This is a genomic window from Pseudochelatococcus sp. B33 (assembly GCF_053570585.1).
This window is the reverse complement of the sequence record NZ_JBSEFH010000007.1, coordinates 1-20,222: the sequence shown is the minus strand read 5'-3', so window position 1 is coordinate 20,222 and position 20,222 is coordinate 1. Positions and strand designations below refer to the sequence as shown.

Genomic DNA, 20,222 nt, shown 5'->3' with positions numbered 1-20,222 from the left:
GCAATCCACGCGCCGCTCGTGGGGGGAAATCGGCAGGCACCGTTCCCCGCACGCTCATGCCCACAGGCGATTCGGCAGCGGTAGGCCGGCATAGAGCTCGGGCGGAATCCGGAACTCGGCGCCCATTCCTGCGGCGATCACGTCGAGCTGGCGTGAATGCTGGGTCGAGTGCCAGACGAAGCGCTCCAGCACGGGATGCGACGGCTGCGTGCCCCAGAAGGTCGTGATGTGATCGCCGATGGCGCTCTCGCCTCCCCGCCGGCGCCAGTCGCGATAGCGCGCATCGATCTTCTGCACATAGGCGTGGAGATCATTCCGGGTCACGATGTCGCTTCTCGGCCTCCCCATCATCTCGCGGATGTTGGTTCTGCCCTCTTCCACCATCGTCAGGAATGCTTCGGGGATCTGGAAGACATGCGAGCTGAGCTCCTTGATGGTGCGGTCGCGGCCGAGGATGGCTTGCCGTTCCAACTGTTCCTCGGTGAAGTCGACGATGATCACGCGGGCCCGATCCAGCACCTCGCCCCAGCGGTCGAGCAACTGCTCCTGGGTAAGCTTCTCGCGCGCGGCCACATCATGCGCGGCACCGACGAATTCCGCCAGATCGTCCAGCGACTGGGCGATGATCATTTCCTCGCCGCGTCTGACCACGGGCAGGCCCCGCACGCCCGAGGCCATCAACTCGTCAAGGGCATCCGGATTCGCGGCGACGTTGAGCGACTCGAATGTGACGCCGAGGTCGGTGAGGAATTCCTTCACCTTGAGGCACATCGAGCAACCCGGCTTCCAGTAGACCGATATGTCGGGCCGCGGCTCCACCGGGGAAGACGCGCGCGTGCCCTGCATCCTGATGATCTGCGTATGCATGTTTCAGAGCCTTCCTTCAGGGCCGCGGCAACGCGCTTCCGGCCACGAGCGCGTCCACGAGCTGGCTGACGTTCGTATCCTCGAGGTTCTCTATCAAGGCTATGGACCTGTGCACCTGCGCGCTGTCCAGGACACGGCCAGCGCAGGCGGCGAACTTGCTCGCCACGTCGGCCCGGCTCATGCGGTTGTCCGGAGAGCCGAGCGGACTGCGTTCATTTAGCTCCAGCGTCGACCCGTCCCTGAGCGAGATGCGAATGGGCGTCGCCTTCCTGAACTCGTTGTCCTCGTAGCCGCCGTCCAGGACGGCGACCTCGATGCGGCCCATCATGTCCTGGATCTCGGGGCGCTCCAGGGAGGCGTCGCTGAAGCTGTCGATGGTGACATCCCCGTCGACCAGACCTGCGGCGATGACATACCTGATGCTGAACTTGCCCCCGAGGCCCTGTTGCGGCCAGTCCACATGCAGATTTTCCATCAGCCCCTGCGTCAGCGAGACCTCGACGCGCTCGACCGCGGACGGATCGTGCAGCCTGTCGCGACGCAGGTCGACCACGGCGCGCGCCGCGCGCTGCGCGCAATTGCACAGGGGAAAGGCCTTCATGCCGATGCCCGGTTTCTCGATCGCCCAGCTCCCGCCCCAGGGGGTATCCATCTTGGCGATGTCATAATTGCCTTCCCCGAGCAGGGCATTGAAAAGCCCGTAGTGCCCGAGCACCGCTGTCCGGCTCGCCTGATAGCCGCGTTCGGCCAGCATGGCGCTGAAAACGCCGGCACGGGCCGCGTTCCCGGCATGGGCGGGCTTGGCCCAGGTGCCAAAATGCTCGATCACGCCGAAGCTCTGAGAGGCCGCCAGGCCGACCGCGACCAAAAGCTGGTCCTTGTCAAGGCGCAGCAGCTTGCCCACGCCCGCGGCGGCCGCGATGCCACCGACCACGCTCATCGTATGGACGCCGCGTTTCTTCAACGCGCCGTCGTAGAAGCGGAACGAGCGGATGAGGCGCGCGAAGACTTCATAGGCGACCGCCATGGCGACGACGAAGTCGGCTCCGGTGGCGTTCTGCCGCTCGCCGGCGGCGAGAACGGCCGGCACGGTGCAGGCGCTCGGATGGGTGAAGCCGGCGTCGTCGAAGTCGAGCAGGTGGCAGAGCGTGCCGTTCGCCCATGCGGCGTCCCAGGGCTCGGCCCGCTTGCCGTCGCCGATGATCCGCGATCCGGTCTCGCGGCCCGGAAACATGCTGGCCACGATCCGGCCCGCCGGCTCGCCGGAGGCGGCCAGCCCGACGCCGAGCACGTCCATCACATGCTCGCCGATGCGCTCCCGCACCGGGCCGGGAATATCGTCGAGCGTCGTGGAAACCACATGGCCGCACAGCTCAGCCACAATGTCTTCCCGCTCAGCCTGGACATTCTTGCTATTGACGTTCATAGAGACCTCCTGTCGTCAAACCGGGGTCGCCGGTTTTATTTTTTGAGATGTTCCAGTAGACGGGCAGTCCGGCCTTGATGACGCCTGTGACGTTGCTTCGGCAAGCGGCTGGCTGGAAGTACTGGCCGATACGCGCGAAAGGCACCGTCTCGCAGGCGCGTAGCTGCAGCTGGCCGAGCAGCTCCATCAGCTTCCCGTCGCACGGCCAACCCGGCGCAGCCTCCTCGCAGCGCGGGTCGGGATAGGTCGCCATCTTTCCTTCCTCCCTCCCTTGCCGACAGCCATCGCCCCGTACCGGTCCCGCAAACACTGCGGTCCCGCGCAAATCGCGGACGGCCGCAGGGCAAACGGTTCTGCTGCAATCCCGGACACCGGTCATCCCGGCCTGGCGCGAGACGCCGGCAGCGCAGCAGACGCGTCGCGCAAACAAAGCAGGGGCTGGCGCTTCCTCCTCTGGTGCAATGCCTGTTGGTGCAATGCCTGTCACCACAGATTGTATTATGAATTCATTCAATCACGCCCGACAACAAACTGTCAATCCCCGCCGCAACCTCCAGCCAGAGGTCGGGCGCAGGCGTGACGGCCGCGCTCAGGTCGCCGCCGCCTCGTGCCGCTCTTGCCGCCGGCTGCGCCAACCGCTCCGGATGAGCAGCGCCACAGTCACCAGCAGAAAGGCCAGGCTGAGCGGCCAGATGACGAGGCAGAAACTCATTGCCAGCGCCTGGAACACCTCCGGCTGCTGCCACAGTTAGGTTGCGGTCGGCGGATCGTCCGGACGGGCAGGAGACAGGATGCGCGGGCGATGTCCGGAGACGTCGCTGCCGGCGTCCGGCGCGAGACGGAAAAAGAAGATCGACGCGAGCGCCGTGACCCCCGCGACGATGAGGATGGCGACCTTGAAGGCGGCAAGGGTGATCGTCCCATCATCGGACAGGTCCGAGACGACCTCCAGGACGCCGCCGCCGACCGCGACGCCGAGCGCTATGCTGACCTGTTGGGTGACCGCCGAGATCGCCGCCGCCTGACCTGCAGAATGCTCGTCCACCTCGGAGAAGGTCAGTGAGGTGAGGGAGGTGAAAAAGATCGAGCGGGCGAAGCCGACGACGACGAACACCGCGATGATGACCATCGCCGGCGTGGAGGGCGTAAAGCCGGCGATGATCGCAATGAAGATGCCCGAAAGGATTCCGCTGGCGATCAGCACCATGCGGAAGCCGCCCGTCCTCAGCAAGAAGCGGATCATCATCTTGACGATCACCGAGCCGATGGCCGTGGCGAAGGTCAGCATGCCGGATTCGAGCGGCGACAGACCGAAGCCGAGCTGGAGCATGAGCGGCAGCAGGAAGGTCAGCGCGCCGTTGCCGACCCTGAAGACCGAGCCGCCGGCAACGGCAGTTCGATATGCCAGGTTCGAGAACAGCGTGAGATCGAGGATTGGATGCGGGCAGCGGCGCGCGTGGCGGACATATAGCGCCAGCGCTGCCAGACCCGCGACCGTGGTGGCCACTCCCGCCACCGGAGGCAGCGCCGGCAGGCTGATCACCGAGAGGCCGAAAACAATGCCGGAAGCGGCAACCGCCGATAGGGTGAAGCCCGTGAAATCGACGCTCCCCACCTGCGTCGGCGGCACATGGGGAAGATAGGTCCCCGTGACGAGGATGCCCAGCAGCCCGATCGGCACGTTGATGAGGAAGATCCAGTGCCAGCTGAAGAATGTGGTGATGAACCCGCCCACGGGCGGCCCGAGGAGCGGTCCGACCAGGGCCGGGAAAGTCAGCCAGGTGATTGCCGACAGCAAGTCGCGCTTCTGGGTTATGCGCACGAGGATGATCCGGGCGACGGGCGTCATCATCGCGCCGCCCATGCCCTGCACGAAGCGCGATATCACGAAAGCCGTGAGCGAGCCCGACACCGCGCACAGGACCGAGCCGACGATGAAGATGCCGATCGCCACGCGGAACACGCGCTTGGCGCCGAATTTGTCCGCCATCCAGGCACTGACAGGGATGAAGATGGCCAGCGAGACGAAGTAGGCGGCGAACGCCAGCTTCAGCGCGATTGGGCTCGTCTTGAGATCGGCGGCGATCGCCGGCAGCGACGTCGCGATCATCATCGAGTCCATGTTCTCCATGAACAGGGCAACCGCGAGGATGAGAGGGACGGTTCGGTTCAAGATCGTATCCGTGGCGTCGGGGATAACGGGCCTGCCGCACGGTCCGGCTCTCTTCGGGGCCATCCCCCCGGAAACCGGCCGGAGCCGGGAGAAGCCGGCGCCGGCCTGGGGGTCAGATCACCTGGTCCTGCGAACGCAGGACGCTCTGGAGCTCGGCGATGTCCAGCTCCCGCGGCATCCGCTTCTGGCGCACCGCGAGTGCGGCGGCCGTTCCGGTCGCCTGTCCGGTCATCATCGCCGCCGCCTGGGAGCGCACGCTCCCCTGGGCGTGGTAATCGGCCGAGATGCAGCGCCCGGCCACTATCACATTTTCGACGCCCTTGGGCAGCAGGCAGCGGAAGGGGATGTGGAACCACCCGGATCCACCCACCTCGGTAAGGGAAAGTGACTTCTTGCCGGACTTGTCATGCACGTCCATCACGCTGCCGTAGCGGCCGATGCCGTCCGGGAAGCTGCGGCCGGCGAGTACGTCATCCACCGTGAGCGTGTAGTCGCAGTCGATGCGGCGGCTGTCGCGGATACCGACCGACTGCGCGGTGTGCGACAGGTAACAGTCCTCATAGCCGGGAATGTACTTCCGATAGAACGCCGTCATGCGGTTGGCCATGTCCCGCATCGAGAGCGTGGCGCGCGTCAGCTCGATCCTGTCGGTGGCGTCTATGTTGTAGGCCATGTCCATGTTGTGGTAGGTCACGTCGTAACGCAGCCTGCCGTTCCTGAACATCGGCCGCACGATGTAGCTCAGCGTGTCCGGATTGACCGTCTCGAGACCGAGCGGGAGCGGATAGTCGCCATTGGCCAGCGCCTCGCGGATTTTGTTCTTGAAAGGGAACATGGTGAACGGCTTGTCCTCCGCCCGCATCTGCAGCAGACGGTCGACATATTCCTGGCCAAACTCCTCCGGGTGGGTCCGCATATAATCAAGCGTCTTGTCGAGCTGGACACCGCCGACGCCGAAATAGAGGCTCATCGGCTGGCACAGGCCGTCATCGGGTGAGCCGAACTGGAATGAGGCGCCGGCCGCCGCTGCGATGTCGCCGTCGCCGGTCGAATCGATCAGGATCGTCGCGTGCACCTCGACGCGCTCGCGCAGGCTGTCGAGAACGACGCCCGTCACCTTGTCGCCCTCCCGCAGCAGGTCGGTCACCTGGGAATTGAGCCAGATTTCCGCGCCCGCCTCCTCGACCATCTGCTGGATGACCCATTTGGCGACTTCCGGGTCGAACATCTGCCGCGCGGTCGCCTGCCCGGTCTGGCCCCAGGCCGCGCCGATGCTCAGCATCCGGTCGATGTATTCCTGGGCGATCGAGCGAACGAGCTGCTCGTCGTCGAAGGAGCTCTCATATGTCGTCATCAGCAGCTTCTTCTGCTCGAAGCCCACCGGCGCCTTCATATGGCGCATCGAGCGGATCATCATCACCATGCCGCCGGAATGGGTGCCGCCGAGATGGTCGCGCTGCTCGAGCACAAGCACGTCGGCGCCATTGCGCGCGGCAGCGATGGCCGCCGCGAAGCCGGCCGTGCCGCCGCCTATGACCAGCACGTCCTTGCGCACCGTCTTGTTCGTCTTCTTCATCCTCAGACTCATGAGCGTCTCCCTTGTCTCCCCGGTCGCTGGCATGCGTATCTGAAATCCGCCGGCCGGACGCTGAAGAACCGGCCGGCGGGGGTCAGGTCAGCGTGAACTTCGGCAACGTGATCTCGTCGGTAACCTTGTCGAACACCACATGGACCGGAGCGCCCAGCTTTGCGCCTTCCGAGTCGCCGACGAGGTTACTGATCAGAAGCGGTCCCTCCTCCAATTCGATCAGACACACCCGGTAAGGCAGGCTGTCGGCGAAGGAGGGCCAGTAGGCGCGATGGAAATCGATCCACGACTGCAGCGTCCCCTTGCCGGAGACGGGCACCCATTCTTGCGCCTCGCTCAAACATTTCGGGCAGACCGGTCCGGGCGGGAAGTGGATATCGCCGCATTCGGAGCACTTCTGCATGACGAGGCGTCCCTCCCGGGCGGCATCCCAGAAGGGCTTGTTGAGCGGGTTAATCTTGGGCAACGGTTTGGCGTAGGTCGTCGTCATGGCGCTCCTCCTCAACCCCTGGTGTAGATGATCGAACGCGTGCAGGGTGTCGCCTGGACATACTGCACCACCTCGCAGCCGGGCACTTGACGCTCGCCGCACTCGCCGCGCACCTGGCGCACCGCCTCGACGTTCAGCGCCCAGCCCTGCATGTAGGAATTGGACAGGTGCCCGCCGTCGGTGTTCGTGGGCAGCCTGCCCCCCAGCTTGAGCGCTCCGCCCTCGACGAAGGCTCCCGATTCGCCCTGCTTGCAGAAGCCCAGCCCTTCGAGGCTGAAGAGCACGGTGGGGGAGAAATTGTCGTATGCCATGAGCGCATCGACTTCATCGTGCGACACGCCGGCCATCTCGTAGGCCTCACGACCGGCGGTGCTCACTGCGTCGTGCCAGAAGTTCATGTCGAAATTGCCCAGCGAGGATCTCTTGAAGCTCTCGCGCCCACCCCAGCCGGAGAGCAGGGCCGGCGGCTTGCGGAAGTCCTTGGCGCGCTCGGCCGTGGTCATGATGATGCAGACGGCTCCGTCGTTGATGAGGCAATAGTCGAGCAGCCGCAGCGGCGCGGTGATGAAGCGCGCCTCCTCATGCTCGTCGATGGTGATCGGCCGCTTCATCACCGCGTCGGGGTTGAGGCAGGCATGGTGACGGATGGCCACGGACACCTCGGCGAGCTGCCGTGTCGTGGTGCCGAACATCTCCATATGCCGCCGGAACGCCATCGCGTGGCCGGCTCCGGGCGACGTCATTCCCCACGGATCCCAGGGGGAGACGTTCTCGCCGCCGTAGTACATGCGCCGCGAACGGCCTATGTTTCCGTAGACGAGCGCCACATGCGTCGTCTCGCCCGCGATCAGCGACAGTGCCGCCTCTATGATGCCCATGCCCGACATACGGCCGTGGCCGGGCATGGTCACGGTCCAGCGCGGATCAATGCCCAGCACCTCTCCCATGCGCACATAGGAAGGAATGCGGCACACCAAGAGACCATCGATCTTGCTCTTGTCGATGCCGCAGTCCTCCACCGCCGCCTTGAACGCCTGGGCACCCAGGCCGTAATCGTCGGTTTCGGGAAAGCTGCCATATGGGGTATTTCCCACCCCGATAACGGCAACCTTGTCCTTGAGTTCTGACCTCTTGTACATCGCGTCTTCCATCGATTCTCGATTGCGGGACCCAGCCGCCCGGCCGGGTGGGGTCTGTAGGCCAGCCGGCCGGATTTCCTTCCGCCGGATCGCCTCGCTGAGGGCGACAGACGGCCCTCGGTCCTTTCATCGAAGGCTCTAGATTACGCCTTCCTCCGCCAGCGCCTCGACCTGGGACGGGGTCATGCCGAGCAGTTCGGTCAGCACCCACATATTGTCCTCGCCATAGCAGGGCGCGCCGCGGTCGATCGGCCCGCCGACATAGGGCGGCGTTTCGCTCATCTGGAAAGGCAGGCCGTAGACGGGCCAACGTCCGATCTTGGAGCCGGTGACCTCCGTCAGCCATTCCAGCGCGGCGAGCTGAGGGTCGTTGTCGCAGCGGTCCTCTGCCGTCTGGCAGACGCCCGCCGCCACCCCCGCCTTCTGGAGCTTGGACATCAGCTCGTAGCGCTCCTGCGTCACGGTCCACGACTGGAGGGCCGCGTCGAGCGCGTCATGATTGCGCACGCGCGCCGAAAGATGGGCGAAGCGCGGATCGTCGAGCCATTCCCGATGCCCCGCGACGTCGGCGAGGGCCCTCCATTCCTCGTCAGTGAAGCAGGCGATCGCAATCCAGCGGTCGTCACCCGCGCAGCGGTAGGCACCATGCGGAGCCGCCTTCCTGTAGGGCGAGCGGTTGCCGACGCGCCGCCAGACATTGCCGTTGGCGGACCAGTCGAGAACCGTCGAGCCATGCAGGAATAGACCCGACTCGCACTGCGACGCGTCGATCCACTGTCCCTTGCCGGTGCGGTTGCGGTAGTAGATCGCGCCGAGCAGAGCGAGCGCAAAGCTGTAGGCGCCGACCCAATCCAGGTAGGAATAGCCCCAGCCGGCCGGCAGGGCGGGTTCGGGCAGGCCGGACATCTCCGACAGGCCGGTAAAGGCGGCCGCCACCGGCCCCACCGTGCGCATGCGGCCGTAAAGGCCGTGGGCGCCCATGCCCGATTGCTGGATGTAGATCACGTCCGGGCGGATCTTCTTCATCACATCGTAGCCGAAGCCGAGACGGTCGAGGACGCCGGGCGAGAAGCCCTCCGCCACCACGTCGCAGACCTGCAGCAGGTCCTTGGCGATCTGTAGCCCCCTCGGATCGCGCAGATTGAGGGAGATGCCGCGCTTGCCGGGGTTCTTGTTGTTGAACTGGCCGCCCATATTGATATCGGTGATGCCCTCAAGCACTGAGGTGGCCTTCTCACGGGCCTCACGGCCACCAACCGGCGCCATCGCTGCCAACCGCGTATCGGGGTTGTCCTTCCATTCCACCTTAAGGCACTCCGCGCCCAGCGCGGCCAGGAACCGTGTGCCACCTGCCGATGCCAGGAACCAGGAGAAGTCGAGGATGCGGACTCCCTGCAACGGGAACGGCTTGCCGTGGGCAGCCGACAGGAGGGGGGTCGCCCCAGGCTTTGGCTCGGCCGGCACGCTCGGCCGGCGCGGCGGCGCGGCCAGCACCGCCTCTGTATCCTCGCCCAGAAGCGGCGCGCGGCGGCCGACCTGCCAAGCCGTCTCGTCCGACAGCCATTTACTGACCGGGTAGCGGAAGCTGCGGCCATGCTCCGGATGGTGCACGTCGGCATACGTATTGCGCTTCAGCCAGTGCGGATCGACCGCATTCTCGTGCGGCTTGCGCAGCGGCGCCCACAGAAGCCCCTCTTCCTGCGCCTGCTTCCAAGGCAGGTTCTCGTAGGTGAAGGTGCCGATGAAGCGCTGCACCGCCGAAAGGTATTTCGAGCGCCCTTCCGCGACCGTGCCGGGCACGTTGCGCCCGCTGATCTTGGCCTCCGGCGGCGGCGCCTCGAACTCGCCCTCCATCCCGTACTTGTCAAGGAGCCTGGTGAGGTTGACGAAATCCGCCGTGCCCATCGAATGGGCGATCTGCCAGCGTCCGTCCTTGGTGTGGACGATGGTCGGCAGATGGTTGGGCTTCTCTATCGCGTGCCGGCAGGTCAAGCGCCATAGCGGCGCGCGGCGCATGACCCAGTACATGACGTCGAGCTCAGTGTTCTTGGCCACCGCGTCGTGCACGGCGCAGGACACTTCCTGACCTTCCCCGGAGCTCTGGCGATAGGCGAGCGCCGCAGCGATGCCGATAGCGAGTTGCTCGCCGGCGATCTGGTAGGAGTGCCACGCCTGCGGTGCAATCGGGGGCAGGTCGTACTTGAAGTTCAGGTCCGGATCGTAGCCACACACCATCATCTCGCCGCCGAGTGCGAGATGGACCAGGTCGCTGCCCTTGAAATCCTTCCAGGGGCCGACATCCCCGAACGGCGTCATGCGGGCGACCACGAGGGCGGGAAAGCGGGCGCCGAGAGCGGCCGGGTCGAGCCCCAGCGCCTGACCCAGCCGGCCGTTGCTCGAATCGATCAGCACGTCGGCGCCTTCCAGCAGGCGCAGCATGTGCGTACGGCCCTTCTGCTCGTCCAGATCGAGAACCACCGAACGCTTGCCGCGGTTGTAGTTCCAGAAGAAGAGCGAGCGTTCGGGATCGGGCTCGTCGCCGAAGAACGGGCCGAACGCCCGCGTCGGGCTTCCCTGCGGCGGCTCGACCTTGATCACCTCGGCCCCGAGGCCACCCAGGAGCAGTCCCGTATATTCGGCAAGTTCGTCGGCGAATTCGATGACGCGGATTCCGGCAAGCATACCGGGTCCATCCAACCCCTTCATGCGACCAAGTCCAGAATCTCGTTCACACTCAGACCGCAATGCATTTCCTCCCAATTTACAAGGTTTATTTCAAGTCTAAATGGCGTTTTTATATTCTATGTTTTATCTGTACTTCAACGCATATCCTGCGATTACGCGCCTATGCTGATATATATGGGATATTCTCCTGCTGATTACATATTGCAGGCTCCCCACTTTCAGATATGGGCAAGGCGGCTGCGAGAGCAGTTATTGCCTATTGACCAACTATCAGAATCTGAATTAAGAATGCAAGAGATTATTCGCGAAGAAGGAGACGCTGGAGAAACGCAGGCTACCGCGTGCGCGAACACGACGGCATGCGGCTGCCGGAAACCCAGCCCTATCTGAGAAGCCACCGCCCTTCCCGGCGCCCACAGGAAGTAGACGATGAGAAATTATCCCGACCTGAAGCTCTTCATCGGCGGAGAGTGGAGGGCCAGAGACGGCCAGCCGGTGATCAACCCGGCGGACGAGAACGTCATCGGCATCGTGCCGCATGCCGACAAGGCAGATCTGGACGACGCGCTGACGGCGGCAGCTGCCGGCTTCAAGATCTGGTCCCGTACCTCGCCTGCGCGGCGCGCCGAGATCATCCTAAAGGCCACGCAGATCGTGCGCGCCCGCGTCGAGGAGATGGCGGTGGCGATGACGCTGGAGCAGGGTAAGACGCTCGCCCAGTCTCGCTCCGAGATCCTGCGCGCTTGCGACCTGATCGACTGGGACGCGCAGGAAGGACGGCGGGTCTACGGGCGCATCGTGATGGGCGAACCCGGCATGCGCTATTCGGTTCTGCGCCAGCCGATCGGCGTGGTGGCGGGGTTCTCGCCCTGGAACTTCCCTGTGAGCGCGCCGGCCAGAAAGGTCGGCGGCGCGCTGGCGGCGGGCTGCTCGATCATCCTGAAGGCCTCCGAGGAAACTCCTGCTGGCGCCGTCCAGCTCGTCGAGGCCTTCGCCGAAGCCGGCCTGCCCGCGGGCGTTCTCAACCTCGTCTTCGGCAAACCGTCGGATATTTCGGATCATCTCATCCCCAGTCCGACGGTCCGCCTGGTCACTTTCACCGGGTCGGTGCCGGTCGGCAAGCATCTCGCCTCGATGGCCGCGCAGCACATGAAGCCGGCAATTATGGAGCTTGGCGGGCACGCCCCGGTAATCGTGTGCGACGATGTCGATCCGGTGGCTGCTGCGGCGATCTCGGTCACCGGCAAGATCCGCAACTCCGGCCAGGTCTGTAATGCGCCGACCCGCTTCTTCGTGGCCGACGCCATCTATGACCGCTTTACCGAGGCTTTCGCCGACAAGGCGAAGCAGGTTCGGGTCGGTGACGGTCTCGATCCGGAGAGCCAGATGGGTCCGCTGACCAACGAGCGCCGAATCGCGGCAATGGAGATGTTCGTGGAGGACGCCACGGCGAAAGGCGCGAAGGTCGTCGCAGGCGGCAGCCGCATCGCCAATCGCGGCTACTTCTATCCGCTGACCGTCATCGCCGACGTTCCCGACAACGCGCGCGCCATGTCCGAGGAACCTTTCGGTCCGATCGCCCTCGTCTCGAAGGTGGGCAGCCTCGACGAGGCCATCCACAAGGCCAACTCCCTGCCGTTCGGCCTCTCCGGCTACGCCTTCACCAGGTCCGCCCACAACGCCGGCCGGCTGGCCGACGAGCTCGAGGTCGGTACGCTTTCGATCAACCATCTGACCGCGTCGACTCCAGAGACGCCGTTCGGCGGCGTGAAGGACAGCGGCTACGGCCGCGAAGGCGGCACCGAGGGGCTGCAATACTACACCGTGCCCAAGAGCGTGTCCCATCTCACCGATGGAACCGTATGACCCGTCGCTATGGCCAGCACGTCCGGCGCACCTGAACCCGCCTGCGGGACAGAAGCGAGCAACCAGCTGACCGGGCTCCGGACCCCCGGCGGAAAGTGCTGCAGTGCGCCGGGAAACAACGCCGCCCCGCAGAGGGGCGAAGCTTGAGCTTGCAGGATCACTGCGGCGGATTTGACATAAGATCGCATTCATTATTCAATTCAGTCGGCTCGTTCGCGGTCCGGCGTCCAGAGCGGAACCGAAGCGGATGCGGACTCGCGAAAGAAAGGAAGATTGGATGACCAGCAACAGAGTACGGATCGCTGGCCGGCATTTTCTGCAGATCCCCGGACCCACCCCCGTGCCCGACAGGGTTCTGCGGGCGATGGACATGCCGACGATCGACCATCGTAGCGCCGAGTTCCAGAAACTCGGGCTGCGCGTGCTCGAAGGTATGAAAACGATCTTGAAAACCAGCGGGCCGGTCGTCATCTATCCGGCGTCCGGCACCGGGGCGTGGGAAGCCGCGCTGGTCAATGTGCTGTCTCCGGGGGACCGGGTGCTGATGTTCGAGAGCGGGCATTTCGCCACGCTGTGGAAAAACATGGCGACCAGGCTGGGGCTCAAGCCCGACTTCATTCCCTCTGACTGGCGGGTGGGCGCGGATGCCTCCGCGATCGAGGCACGCCTGAGCGAGGATCGGCAGCACGAGATCAAGGCGGTATGCATCGTCCACAACGAAACCTCCACCGGCTGCACATCCGACATCCAAGCCGTGCGTCGGGCGATCGACGCTGCCGGCCATCCCGCCCTCCTGCTGGTCGATACCATCTCCTCGCTGGCCTCGATCGACTATCGGCACGAAGAATGGGGCGTCGACGTCACCGTCGGTGGGTCGCAGAAGGGGCTGATGCTGCCACCCGGCCTGTCCTTCACGGCGGTCTCGGGCAAAGCCCTCGCGACGGCGGAGAAATCCACCATGCCGAAGCTCTACTGGTCGTGGAACGAGATGCTTGCGGCCAATGCGACGGGCTTCTTCCCCTACACGCCGGGAACCAATCTGCTCTATGCGCTCGCGGAAGCGATCGACATGCTGCACGAGGAGGGACTGGAAAACGTCTTCGCGCGACACGACCGCCACGCCGAGGCCACGCGCCGCGCGGTGCAGGCGTGGGGGCTGGAGGTATTCTGCCGCGATCCGCACTGCTATTCTTCATCAGTGACGACGGTCCTGATGCCTGAAGGTCACGACGCGGACAAGTTCCGCGCCAAGGCGCTCGGCCATTTCAACATCTCCCTCGGCAGCGGGCTGAGCAGGTTGGCGGGACGGGTCTTCCGTATTGGTCATCTCGGCGACACCAACGACCTGACCATTATAGGCGCGCTGGCCGGGGTGGAGATGGGATTGAGGGCCAGCGGCGTGCCGCACCACCGGGGCGGCGTTCAAACTGCGATTGACTATCTGGAGGACCGTGCTATCGAAAATGTCGATCTTTAAGATGAATTGGGTCAGTCGAACTCGTCGAAACCCAAGATGGAAAGAATCAGATCAATGACCGTTACATCAAGCGTACTCGATGGGAATGTCGCAAACTGACATCATACAGCGGCGGAGCCTTCACGGCGAGCTTGCAGTGCAGTTGCGGGACATGATGGTCCGCGGCGAACTGAAGCCTGGAGACAAGCTGTCGGAACAGATGCTCTGCCTGCGCTTCGGCGTCTCCCGCACCCCGCTGCGCGAGGCGCTGAAGGTGCTGGCGGCGGAAGGCCTTCTCGTCCTGTCACCCAACCGCGGCGCGACGGTCGCCAAGATCACCCCTGCCGAGATCGACGAGCTGTTCCCCATCATGGGTGCGCTGGAAGCGCTCGCAGGGGAGCTCGCCTGCGAGCGTGCGACCAACAAGGACATCGCGCGCATGGAATCCCTGCATCAGGCGATGGTCGGTCACTACGAGAAGGGCGAGGCGGTGCCTTACCTGCGCCTCAACCGCCAGATCCACGAATCCCTGTTCGAAATCGCAGACAACAGCGCGCTGACGCAGCTCTATCAGACAATGATGGTGCGCATCCATTCTGTGCGCTTTGTCGCGCAGAAGTCGCCGGAACGCTGGCGGGAGGCCGTCGCGGATCATGAGCAGATGATGCAGGCGCTGCGGGACCGTGATCCGGTCCGCCTCGGCGCGATCCTCAAGTTGCACCTGCGCCACAAGGCGGGGATGGTGCACGAATCGCTCAAGCAGCTCCAGCAGGAAACCGAGGCGGCCAAGTAGCCTTTGCACCGATGCAGGCTTTGCAGGGCCTTGCATCGGCGCGCGGACGGCAGGGATGCGCCCCCTTTCTCATGAATCGTGGAGATCGTCCGCCCGCCATCGGCAGCAGCACCGGATCCTCCGTCCGGCAGCGCGCGAAAGCGGCGGGGCAGCACGTATGGAGGCGGCAACCCGGCCACGGCTTGGCCGGGCTCGGCACCGTCCTGGGCCGGGTCGGCTCGATCAGCCTCAGGATTGTCTTGCCGGCCGTGGTCTTGCCGGCCGTGGTCTTGCCGCAACCGGATTCGCCCACCAAGCCCAGCGTCTTTCCCCGCTGCAGATCGAAGGAGATGCTGTCAACGGCGCGCGCGCTCACGCTCTCATCGCCCGACAACCCGGCCTCAAGCTGGTAATGCTTCTGCAGGTTTTCGACCCGTAGAAGCGGCATGGTCTGCGCGGTCAGCGCCATGGTCTGCTCACCGGCGATGGGCACCTTGGGGTTACAGGCCAAAGGATAGCATCATCACGCGCTGGCGCATGCCGCCGAAGAGATGGTGCGGATATTCCTTGAGCCGATCGCTGAAGCCGAAGCGAAAAAGCCGATTGACCGGCGGTATAATTGAATTAAGAATTCAATCATCGTTGAAGGTAGGCTACAGATGCCTATTCATTTGGGTTCCGGCCGCGGCTTGGTCAGCCTGTCGGGTTCTGGACTACCGGACGGTCGCGCGTCAGTCGGTTCCGCGGCTCCGTCGCCGCTCCGGCGGCAGCGGTGCGGTGCAACGATTGGAGGAAGGTGAACAGATGCGAGAGCAGGAATACGAGGCGGATGTAGTGATCGTCGGGCTTGGTGGAGCGGGCGCATGCGCGGCCATTGCCGCCCACGATGCGGGGGCCGAGGTCATCGTCGTCGAAAAGCAGCCCAAGGAGCATCACTATCCCAACACGCGCATAAGCGGCGGAGGTTTCCACAGCCCCGACCCGTCGGGGGATCCTCAAGCCTTGAAGGAATACGTGAAGGCGATGTTCAGCGGCGAGAACCTTGCGCAGAGCCTCGAAGGTGAGCAGCCGGAATTTTCTGACGAGCTTGCCGAGGTCTGGGCCAACCTCTCACCGGAGAATGAGGACTTCATGCGCAGCCTCGATCCGGACTTCAAGACCTTCAAGCTCAGCAACGCCGCCTTTCCCGACTTTCCGGGCGCGCGCGACGCGGGTTACGCCGTGGTCAGAAGCACCTATACCGGGCGCAGTGACGAAGCGTCCCGTATCCGCAACACCAGGGACGCCCAGAAGGACGAAAAAGAAGCCGGCGAGGCCTTCTACACCTGTTTGCGGACGGGGATCGCATCGCGCGACATCCGGGTCGATTTCGCCACCCGGGCGCAGTCGCTGATCGTCGACGAGGACGGCGCAGTGACCGGGGTGCGCGCTTCGGGCGACAGCGGAGAGACGACTTACGTAGCCCGACGCGCCGTCATTCTCACTTGCGGCGGGTACGAATACAACAAGCGCATGCGCAAGGCCTTCCTCGAAGGGCCGGGCGGTGAGGGCTGGGCCTTCTACGGCTCGACCGAGAACACCGGCGACGGAATCGAAATGGCGCTCAAGGTCGGTGCGGGCATCGCCAAGGCCGGGAAAGTGGCAGGCCGCATCATCTGCGCCATACCGGAACGCCGGCACGGGCTGAAGATCGGTCTCAACACCTCGGCCGTCGGCAAGCCCAACGAGATCGTCGTCGACAACTACGGCCGGCGCTTCGCCTCCGAGCGGCGGATCACCAAGGACCCGAGCCGGTACATCTTCTATAAGGAGGTGCTGCCGTTCGACACGATATCGCTGCTCTATCCCCGGATACCGTCTTGGATGGTATTCGACGAAGAGCTTCGTTGCAAAGGTCCGGTCGTGCGCCTTGCCGCGGCCGCTTATGCGGGCGTTACCTGGGGCGACGACAATCTGGAAGCGATAGAGAAGGGCTGGGTGCTGAAAGGCGAGACGCTGGAGGAACTGGCGCGCAAGATTAACGAACACCCCGACAACAAAGGTCTCATGGACAGCAAGACCCTGAAGCAGACGGTCGAGACCTACAATGACCATTGCATGAGCGGGCACGACCCGGACTTCAACCGCGACCCCGACACGCTGGGCCCGGTCGCCACGCCCCCGTTCTATGCAATCCCGCTCTATCCGGGCGGACCGAACACCAAGGGCGGCCTGCGGGCTGACGGCAAGCGGCGCGTGCTCGACTGGCAGGACAGGCCGATCGCCAGGCTGTACGCCGCTGGAGAAATTGCCTCGGCCTTCCAGTTCGTCTACCAGGGCGGGGGCAATCTGGCCGAATGCATCACATTCGGTCGGGCAGCCGGCCGGGCCGCGGCGGCGCTGCATCCTTGGAAGGAGTCCGTATAGGCTTCGGCAGGCAGCCCGCAAACGGAGACCGGCGCGATATGCCGTGGCGCTGCAGGCAGCGGTGCAACACGCTGCGACTGAGGTTGGGAAGCCACCTAAACCGGCAACCCTGATGCGCCAGAGCCTCCGTTAGATCATCGCGCCGGTTATCCCAAAATCTCTGACTAGAGACAGACAAAAAATGAGAATTTTGAATTAGTTATCGTGCGAGGAAATCACCGGCTGCCTGCTTGTCGCAGCCTTGTTGACCCTAAAATGAAACTGAGTTATGAATTCAATCGACTTCGGGCATCAATATCCGGGGCTGTTACAAGGGGGGAGCAATTGAGAAGTTTCAGGGCACTAGCGGCCGTTATTGCTGTGGTGGGTCTGCCGGCAATAGTCTTGGCAACACCGGCGATCGCACAGGACGAGTGGCCGACACGTCCTGTCGAGGTGATCGTCCCTTGGGCCTCCGGAGGCGGCTCGGATGCGCTGGCGCGTGTCATCTTCGAACCCTTGGCCCGCAGGCTTGGTGAAGCTTTCCCGCTTGACTTCCGCCCCGGGGCGGCGGGCATAGTCGGCACCGCCGTAGTGGCACGGAATTCGGCCCCGGATGGCTACAGCCTGCTGTTCACCTCAGGCCCGCCGATCGTCGCGGCGAACTTCGCGGCGAGCACGCCATACAAGCCGCAGGAGGACCTGCTGCCAATTCTCGAAACCGCGTACGGATCGAATGTATTGGTCGCGAACGCCGCAGCTCCGTTCAATACGTTTCAGGAGTTCATCGACTATGCCAAGGCGCATCCGGGAGAAGTGCGCGTGGCTGGCGGTGGGGTAGGAAGCAACGCTCACTACCTCAATGCCGCGATTCAGTTCAAGGCAGGCGTCCAGTTCAACTTCGTGCCCTACAATGGCGTGGCCGATCAATTGGCCGATCTCATGAGTGGCGCCGTCGATGTCGGATTGGGTAATAGCTCCGGCTACCTGCCGGGTATCGACGCGGGTAAGCTGAAGTTCATCGCGGCAATGGCGCCGGAGCGCAACCCGACTTTGCCCGACGTTCCATCTTCGGACGAAAGCGATTATCAAGGCATCTACAAGACCAACTGGTACGGTATTTTCGCTCCGAAAGGCATGCCGCCGGAGTTGGTCGAGAAGATCAATGCCGAAGTGCGCAAGACCCTGCTCGATCCTGCGGTTCAGGCGAATATCGAGGCCCAGGGCTTTGTCGTAGTCACGAGCGGCACGCCGGAGGACTTCGCCGCCATGATCGAAGCCGAAGTCCGAGACACACGCGAGCTGATCGACGCGGGTGCGTTGGAGATCGGTGAGTAGTGACAAGGTGCGATCAAGTTTCGTGAGAAAAACGGGGGAAGGCCCGACAATGTCGGCCTTGACCCTGCGGTCCCCTTGTCGTGATGTGGGGGAACGCTGGACAGCAAGATAGTGAACGCGACCGGCAGCGGAGAATATCAAGCGGGAGAATATCAAGCAGAGGTATTCCGACAGCCCCGAACCATCTGTCATAGCCGCTTCCCGTCGACGCCAACGCCGGATACGTCTCTGCGGTAGGGGCTCAGGGGCTTTCCTGCAGCGTCAAGCGTAGTTCCATCCGCTTTCGGACCGATGGTGATGGTGCTTGAGGCGGTCCTCCGGAGAGCGAGGCCGGAACACCCAACGAAAAATGGCATTGCATCCTTGGGGTGGACACGAACAGGTCACCAGAAGGCACTGCTCCGGGGCCCATCCCCCGACGACTTTATGAAGAGAATATCATGAACAAGTCGGAAACCAAACACGACTGGGATGTGCGACGCACGTTGGCCGAATTGACTGAGCGCTATGCCGAACAGGCGCCGGAGGAGATCCTCGAGCCAGAGATCGAGATCGTGGATTGCCACCACCATCTATGGGATCGGCCGCCGCAACGCTACCTGCTGGAGGCGTTTCGGGACGATTTCGAGACCGGACATCGGATCGTGGCGACGGTGTTTGTCGAGTGCAGGGCAATGTGGCGCGCATCGGGACCCGAGGCGATGAAGCCGGTTGGCGAGACCGAATTTGCGAACGGTCTCGCGGCGCAGAGCGCGAGCGGCGGTTATGGTCCGACGCGAGTGAACGACGGCATCGTCGGCTATGCCGATCTGAGGCGTGGGAACGCGGTGGTACCCGTGCTTGAGGCGCATGTCAGAGCGGGAGGCGGGCGGTTCCGCGGGGTGCGCAACCGATGCGAATACGAACCGTCGATTGGCGCGTACGGCAAGATGCGGTCATCGAAGGGGATGATGCAGGATCCGGATTTCCTGATCGGCCTCAGTTGCTTGGCCGCAGCCGGGCTCGTCTACGATTCCTGGCAGTTCCATCCGCAGATAGCGGAGGTCACGGAGATGGCGCGGGCGGTGCCCGAAGCGGTGATCGTGCTGAATCACCTGGGGGGTGTCTTGGGTGTCGGCCCGTTCGCCCTGCAGCGCAACGAAACATTCGCCCGTTGGAAGGTCGCCATGACCGATCTCGCCGGTTGCCCAAATGTTTACGTGAAACTTGGCGGACTTGGGATGCCAAATTGCGGCTTCGGCTTCAACACCCACGCCGCACCGCCTGATTCGGAGACGTTGGCAGCGGCGTGGAGGCCCTTCGTCGAGACTGCGGTGGAGCTTTTCGGCGCGGAGCGATGCATGTTCGAGAGCAACTTCCCCGTCGACAAACAAACCTGCACCTATCCGGTGCTATGGAACGCTTTCAAGCGGATTGCCGCTGGCTGTTCGGGCGACGAGAAGCAAGCGCTCTTCAGTGGCACGGCCTCGAAAGTTTATCGGTTGGACCAGCCCGCCTGAGACACACTTTCCGCGCTGTGGCTGGCGATTCTGGTGGTCAGACAAGGAAACCACCACGGAAAGTGGAATAACCGCAAGTATCACCCGCATCCCCGGCCGTATTGGATGACGGGCAGGTGCGCGAGGCGGTGACGCTGCTGTAGACTCTTGAAGCAACGAGCACCCGCGACCTGATCGGAGCAATGGCCGCAGAAGCCGCAGACCGGCCGATGCCAGACGCAGTGCGTCGCGCCAACGGCAAGAAATCGAAAGTCCGCGCCCGCGTCGAGCATTTTTTTGCCGAGCAGAAGGATCGCATGGGCCGGTTCATCAACATCATCGGCATTGTACCAAAGCCAAAGCCGTCATTACCTTCGCCAACACGGCATACAGCATGAAGCGATGGTGTTGGCTCGATCGTAGCCCCCCGCAGCGCGACGAAAGGGGCCGGAAGCGCGAAAGAAGCAAAAAGCCACGGCACCAATATCCCGAGCGGGACCGGGATACGCTGCAATCCGCCCTGCGCACCATCAAATCATCACGTTTCCGGAAGCGTCCG

General features: G+C 63.8%; 17 protein-coding genes and 1 pseudogene. 7 read left to right on the top strand and 11 right to left on the bottom strand.

Translation table 11 applies throughout. The features are described from left to right. Nucleotides 1–54: 54 nt before the first annotated feature. The 9 genes from ACUSIJ_RS09050 to ACUSIJ_RS09010 form a co-directional block, all read right to left on the bottom strand. On the bottom strand, nt 55–867 hold the full coding sequence (locus ACUSIJ_RS09050) for a glutaredoxin family protein (RefSeq protein ID WP_449308059.1): 813 nt from the start codon (nt 865–867) through the stop codon (nt 55–57). A 16-nt stretch (nt 868–883) separates the two neighbouring features. Continuing rightward, nucleotides 884–2,293: an MmgE/PrpD family protein gene (locus tag ACUSIJ_RS09045; protein ID WP_449308058.1), complete on the bottom strand. Its 1,410-nt coding sequence runs from the start codon at nt 2,291–2,293 to the stop codon at nt 884–886. Continuing rightward, nucleotides 2,280–2,546, bottom strand: a complete 267-nt coding sequence (locus ACUSIJ_RS09040) for a hypothetical protein (RefSeq protein ID WP_449308057.1) — start codon at nt 2,544–2,546, stop codon at nt 2,280–2,282. The genes ACUSIJ_RS09045 and ACUSIJ_RS09040 overlap by 14 nt, the downstream gene beginning before the upstream one ends. A 336-nt stretch (nt 2,547–2,882) precedes the next feature. Then, nucleotides 2,883–3,005 (bottom strand): hypothetical protein, encoded by a 123-nt coding sequence (locus ACUSIJ_RS09035; protein ID WP_449308056.1) that lies wholly within the window; start codon nt 3,003–3,005, stop codon nt 2,883–2,885. A 36-nt stretch (nt 3,006–3,041) separates the two neighbouring features. Next, nucleotides 3,042–4,466 carry an MFS transporter gene (locus ACUSIJ_RS09030; RefSeq protein ID WP_449308055.1) on the bottom strand — a complete coding sequence of 475 codons (1,425 nt, stop codon included), beginning with the start codon at nt 4,464–4,466 and terminating at the stop codon, nt 3,042–3,044. A 112-nt stretch (nt 4,467–4,578) separates the two neighbouring features. After that, nucleotides 4,579–6,054 carry an FAD-dependent oxidoreductase gene (locus tag ACUSIJ_RS09025; RefSeq protein ID WP_449308054.1) on the bottom strand — a complete coding sequence of 492 codons (1,476 nt, stop codon included), beginning with the start codon at nt 6,052–6,054 and terminating at the stop codon, nt 4,579–4,581. A gap of 82 nt (nt 6,055–6,136) precedes the next feature. Next, a complete protein-coding gene (locus tag ACUSIJ_RS09020) occupies nt 6,137–6,544 on the bottom strand; it encodes a Zn-ribbon domain-containing OB-fold protein (RefSeq protein ID WP_449308053.1) in 408 nt (135 codons plus the stop codon). Nucleotides 6,545–6,555: 11 nt separating this feature from the next. Continuing rightward, nucleotides 6,556–7,683 (bottom strand): thiolase family protein, encoded by a 1,128-nt coding sequence (locus ACUSIJ_RS09015; protein ID WP_449308052.1) that lies wholly within the window; start codon nt 7,681–7,683, stop codon nt 6,556–6,558. A gap of 138 nt (nt 7,684–7,821) precedes the next feature. Beyond that, the gene (locus ACUSIJ_RS09010) at nt 7,822–10,365 is read right to left on the bottom strand and encodes a CoA transferase (protein WP_449308051.1); all 2,544 of its coding nucleotides are present in this window, start codon (nt 10,363–10,365) and stop codon (nt 7,822–7,824) included. Between the two features lie 432 nt (nt 10,366–10,797). Here ACUSIJ_RS09010 and ACUSIJ_RS09005 point away from each other — a divergent pair, with 432 nt between their 5' ends. From ACUSIJ_RS09005 to ACUSIJ_RS08995, 3 genes are all read left to right on the top strand, one after another. After that, on the top strand, nt 10,798–12,234 hold the full coding sequence (locus ACUSIJ_RS09005; RefSeq protein ID WP_449308050.1) for an NAD-dependent succinate-semialdehyde dehydrogenase: 1,437 nt from the start codon (nt 10,798–10,800) through the stop codon (nt 12,232–12,234). Between the two features lie 277 nt (nt 12,235–12,511). Then, a complete protein-coding gene (locus ACUSIJ_RS09000) occupies nt 12,512–13,711 on the top strand; it encodes a pyridoxal-phosphate-dependent aminotransferase family protein (RefSeq protein ID WP_449308049.1) in 1,200 nt (399 codons plus the stop codon). A gap of 85 nt (nt 13,712–13,796) precedes the next feature. Next, complete coding sequence (locus tag ACUSIJ_RS08995; protein WP_449308048.1) at nt 13,797–14,483, top strand: GntR family transcriptional regulator; 687 nt, start codon at nt 13,797–13,799, stop codon at nt 14,481–14,483. On the opposite strand, the gene ACUSIJ_RS08990 is transcribed toward ACUSIJ_RS08995, so the two are convergent. Next, nucleotides 14,446–14,931: an ATP-binding cassette domain-containing protein gene (locus ACUSIJ_RS08990; RefSeq protein WP_449308047.1), complete on the bottom strand. Its 486-nt coding sequence runs from the start codon at nt 14,929–14,931 to the stop codon at nt 14,446–14,448. The two genes, ACUSIJ_RS08995 and ACUSIJ_RS08990, sit on opposite strands and share 38 nt — an antisense overlap. Nucleotides 14,932–14,999: 68 nt before the next feature. Between ACUSIJ_RS08990 and ACUSIJ_RS08985 the strand changes: the two genes are divergently transcribed. Beyond that, entirely contained in the window at nt 15,000–16,868 is a 1,869-nt protein-coding gene (locus tag ACUSIJ_RS08985) for an FAD-dependent oxidoreductase (RefSeq protein WP_449308046.1), read from the top strand. On the opposite strand, the pseudogene ACUSIJ_RS08980 reads toward ACUSIJ_RS08985, so the two are convergent. Next, nucleotides 16,861–16,959, bottom strand: a pseudogene (locus tag ACUSIJ_RS08980) (IS481 family transposase); the annotation flags it as partial. The gene ACUSIJ_RS08985 and the pseudogene ACUSIJ_RS08980 overlap by 8 nt on opposite strands. A gap of 164 nt (nt 16,960–17,123) precedes the next feature. On the opposite strand from ACUSIJ_RS08980, the gene ACUSIJ_RS08975 reads away from it, so the two are divergent. From ACUSIJ_RS08975 to ACUSIJ_RS08965, 3 genes are all read left to right on the top strand, one after another. Then, nucleotides 17,124–18,185, top strand: a complete 1,062-nt coding sequence (locus ACUSIJ_RS08975) for a Bug family tripartite tricarboxylate transporter substrate binding protein (RefSeq protein ID WP_449308045.1) — start codon at nt 17,124–17,126, stop codon at nt 18,183–18,185. A gap of 440 nt (nt 18,186–18,625) precedes the next feature. Beyond that, entirely contained in the window at nt 18,626–19,684 is a 1,059-nt protein-coding gene (locus ACUSIJ_RS08970) for an amidohydrolase family protein (protein WP_449308044.1), read from the top strand. 182 nt (nt 19,685–19,866) lie between these two features. Then, on the top strand, nt 19,867–20,061 hold the full coding sequence (locus ACUSIJ_RS08965; RefSeq protein WP_449308043.1) for a hypothetical protein: 195 nt from the start codon (nt 19,867–19,869) through the stop codon (nt 20,059–20,061). Nucleotides 20,062–20,222: the final 161 nt, after the last annotated feature.

What these genes read in the sequence shown, in the direction of transcription:
- ACUSIJ_RS08985 (WP_449308046.1), top strand. Translation starts at nt 15,000, where the DNA reads ATGCCGCCGAAGAGATGGTGCGGATATTCCTTGAGCCGATCGCTGAAG.
- ACUSIJ_RS08965 (WP_449308043.1), top strand. Translation starts at nt 19,867, where the DNA reads ATGGCCGCAGAAGCCGCAGACCGGCCGATGCCAGACGCAGTGCGTCGC.
- ACUSIJ_RS08990 (WP_449308047.1), bottom strand. Translation starts at nt 14,931, where the DNA reads ATGGCGCTGACCGCGCAGACCATGCCGCTTCTACGGGTCGAAAACCTG.
- ACUSIJ_RS09020 (WP_449308053.1), bottom strand. Translation starts at nt 6,544, where the DNA reads ATGACGACGACCTACGCCAAACCGTTGCCCAAGATTAACCCGCTCAAC.
- ACUSIJ_RS09040 (WP_449308057.1), bottom strand. Translation starts at nt 2,546, where the DNA reads ATGGCGACCTATCCCGACCCGCGCTGCGAGGAGGCTGCGCCGGGTTGG.
- ACUSIJ_RS09045 (WP_449308058.1), bottom strand. Translation starts at nt 2,293, where the DNA reads ATGAACGTCAATAGCAAGAATGTCCAGGCTGAGCGGGAAGACATTGTG.
- ACUSIJ_RS09025 (WP_449308054.1), bottom strand. Translation starts at nt 6,054, where the DNA reads ATGAGTCTGAGGATGAAGAAGACGAACAAGACGGTGCGCAAGGACGTG.
- ACUSIJ_RS09005 (WP_449308050.1), top strand. Translation starts at nt 10,798, where the DNA reads ATGAGAAATTATCCCGACCTGAAGCTCTTCATCGGCGGAGAGTGGAGG.
- ACUSIJ_RS08975 (WP_449308045.1), top strand. Translation starts at nt 17,124, where the DNA reads ATGAAACTGAGTTATGAATTCAATCGACTTCGGGCATCAATATCCGGG.
- ACUSIJ_RS08995 (WP_449308048.1), top strand. Translation starts at nt 13,797, where the DNA reads ATGTCGCAAACTGACATCATACAGCGGCGGAGCCTTCACGGCGAGCTT.
- ACUSIJ_RS09000 (WP_449308049.1), top strand. Translation starts at nt 12,512, where the DNA reads ATGACCAGCAACAGAGTACGGATCGCTGGCCGGCATTTTCTGCAGATC.
- ACUSIJ_RS09015 (WP_449308052.1), bottom strand. Translation starts at nt 7,683, where the DNA reads ATGTACAAGAGGTCAGAACTCAAGGACAAGGTTGCCGTTATCGGGGTG.
- ACUSIJ_RS09035 (WP_449308056.1), bottom strand. Translation starts at nt 3,005, where the DNA reads ATGAGTTTCTGCCTCGTCATCTGGCCGCTCAGCCTGGCCTTTCTGCTG.
- ACUSIJ_RS09010 (WP_449308051.1), bottom strand. Translation starts at nt 10,365, where the DNA reads ATGCTTGCCGGAATCCGCGTCATCGAATTCGCCGACGAACTTGCCGAA.
- ACUSIJ_RS08970 (WP_449308044.1), top strand. Translation starts at nt 18,626, where the DNA reads ATGAACAAGTCGGAAACCAAACACGACTGGGATGTGCGACGCACGTTG.
- ACUSIJ_RS09050 (WP_449308059.1), bottom strand. Translation starts at nt 867, where the DNA reads ATGCATACGCAGATCATCAGGATGCAGGGCACGCGCGCGTCTTCCCCG.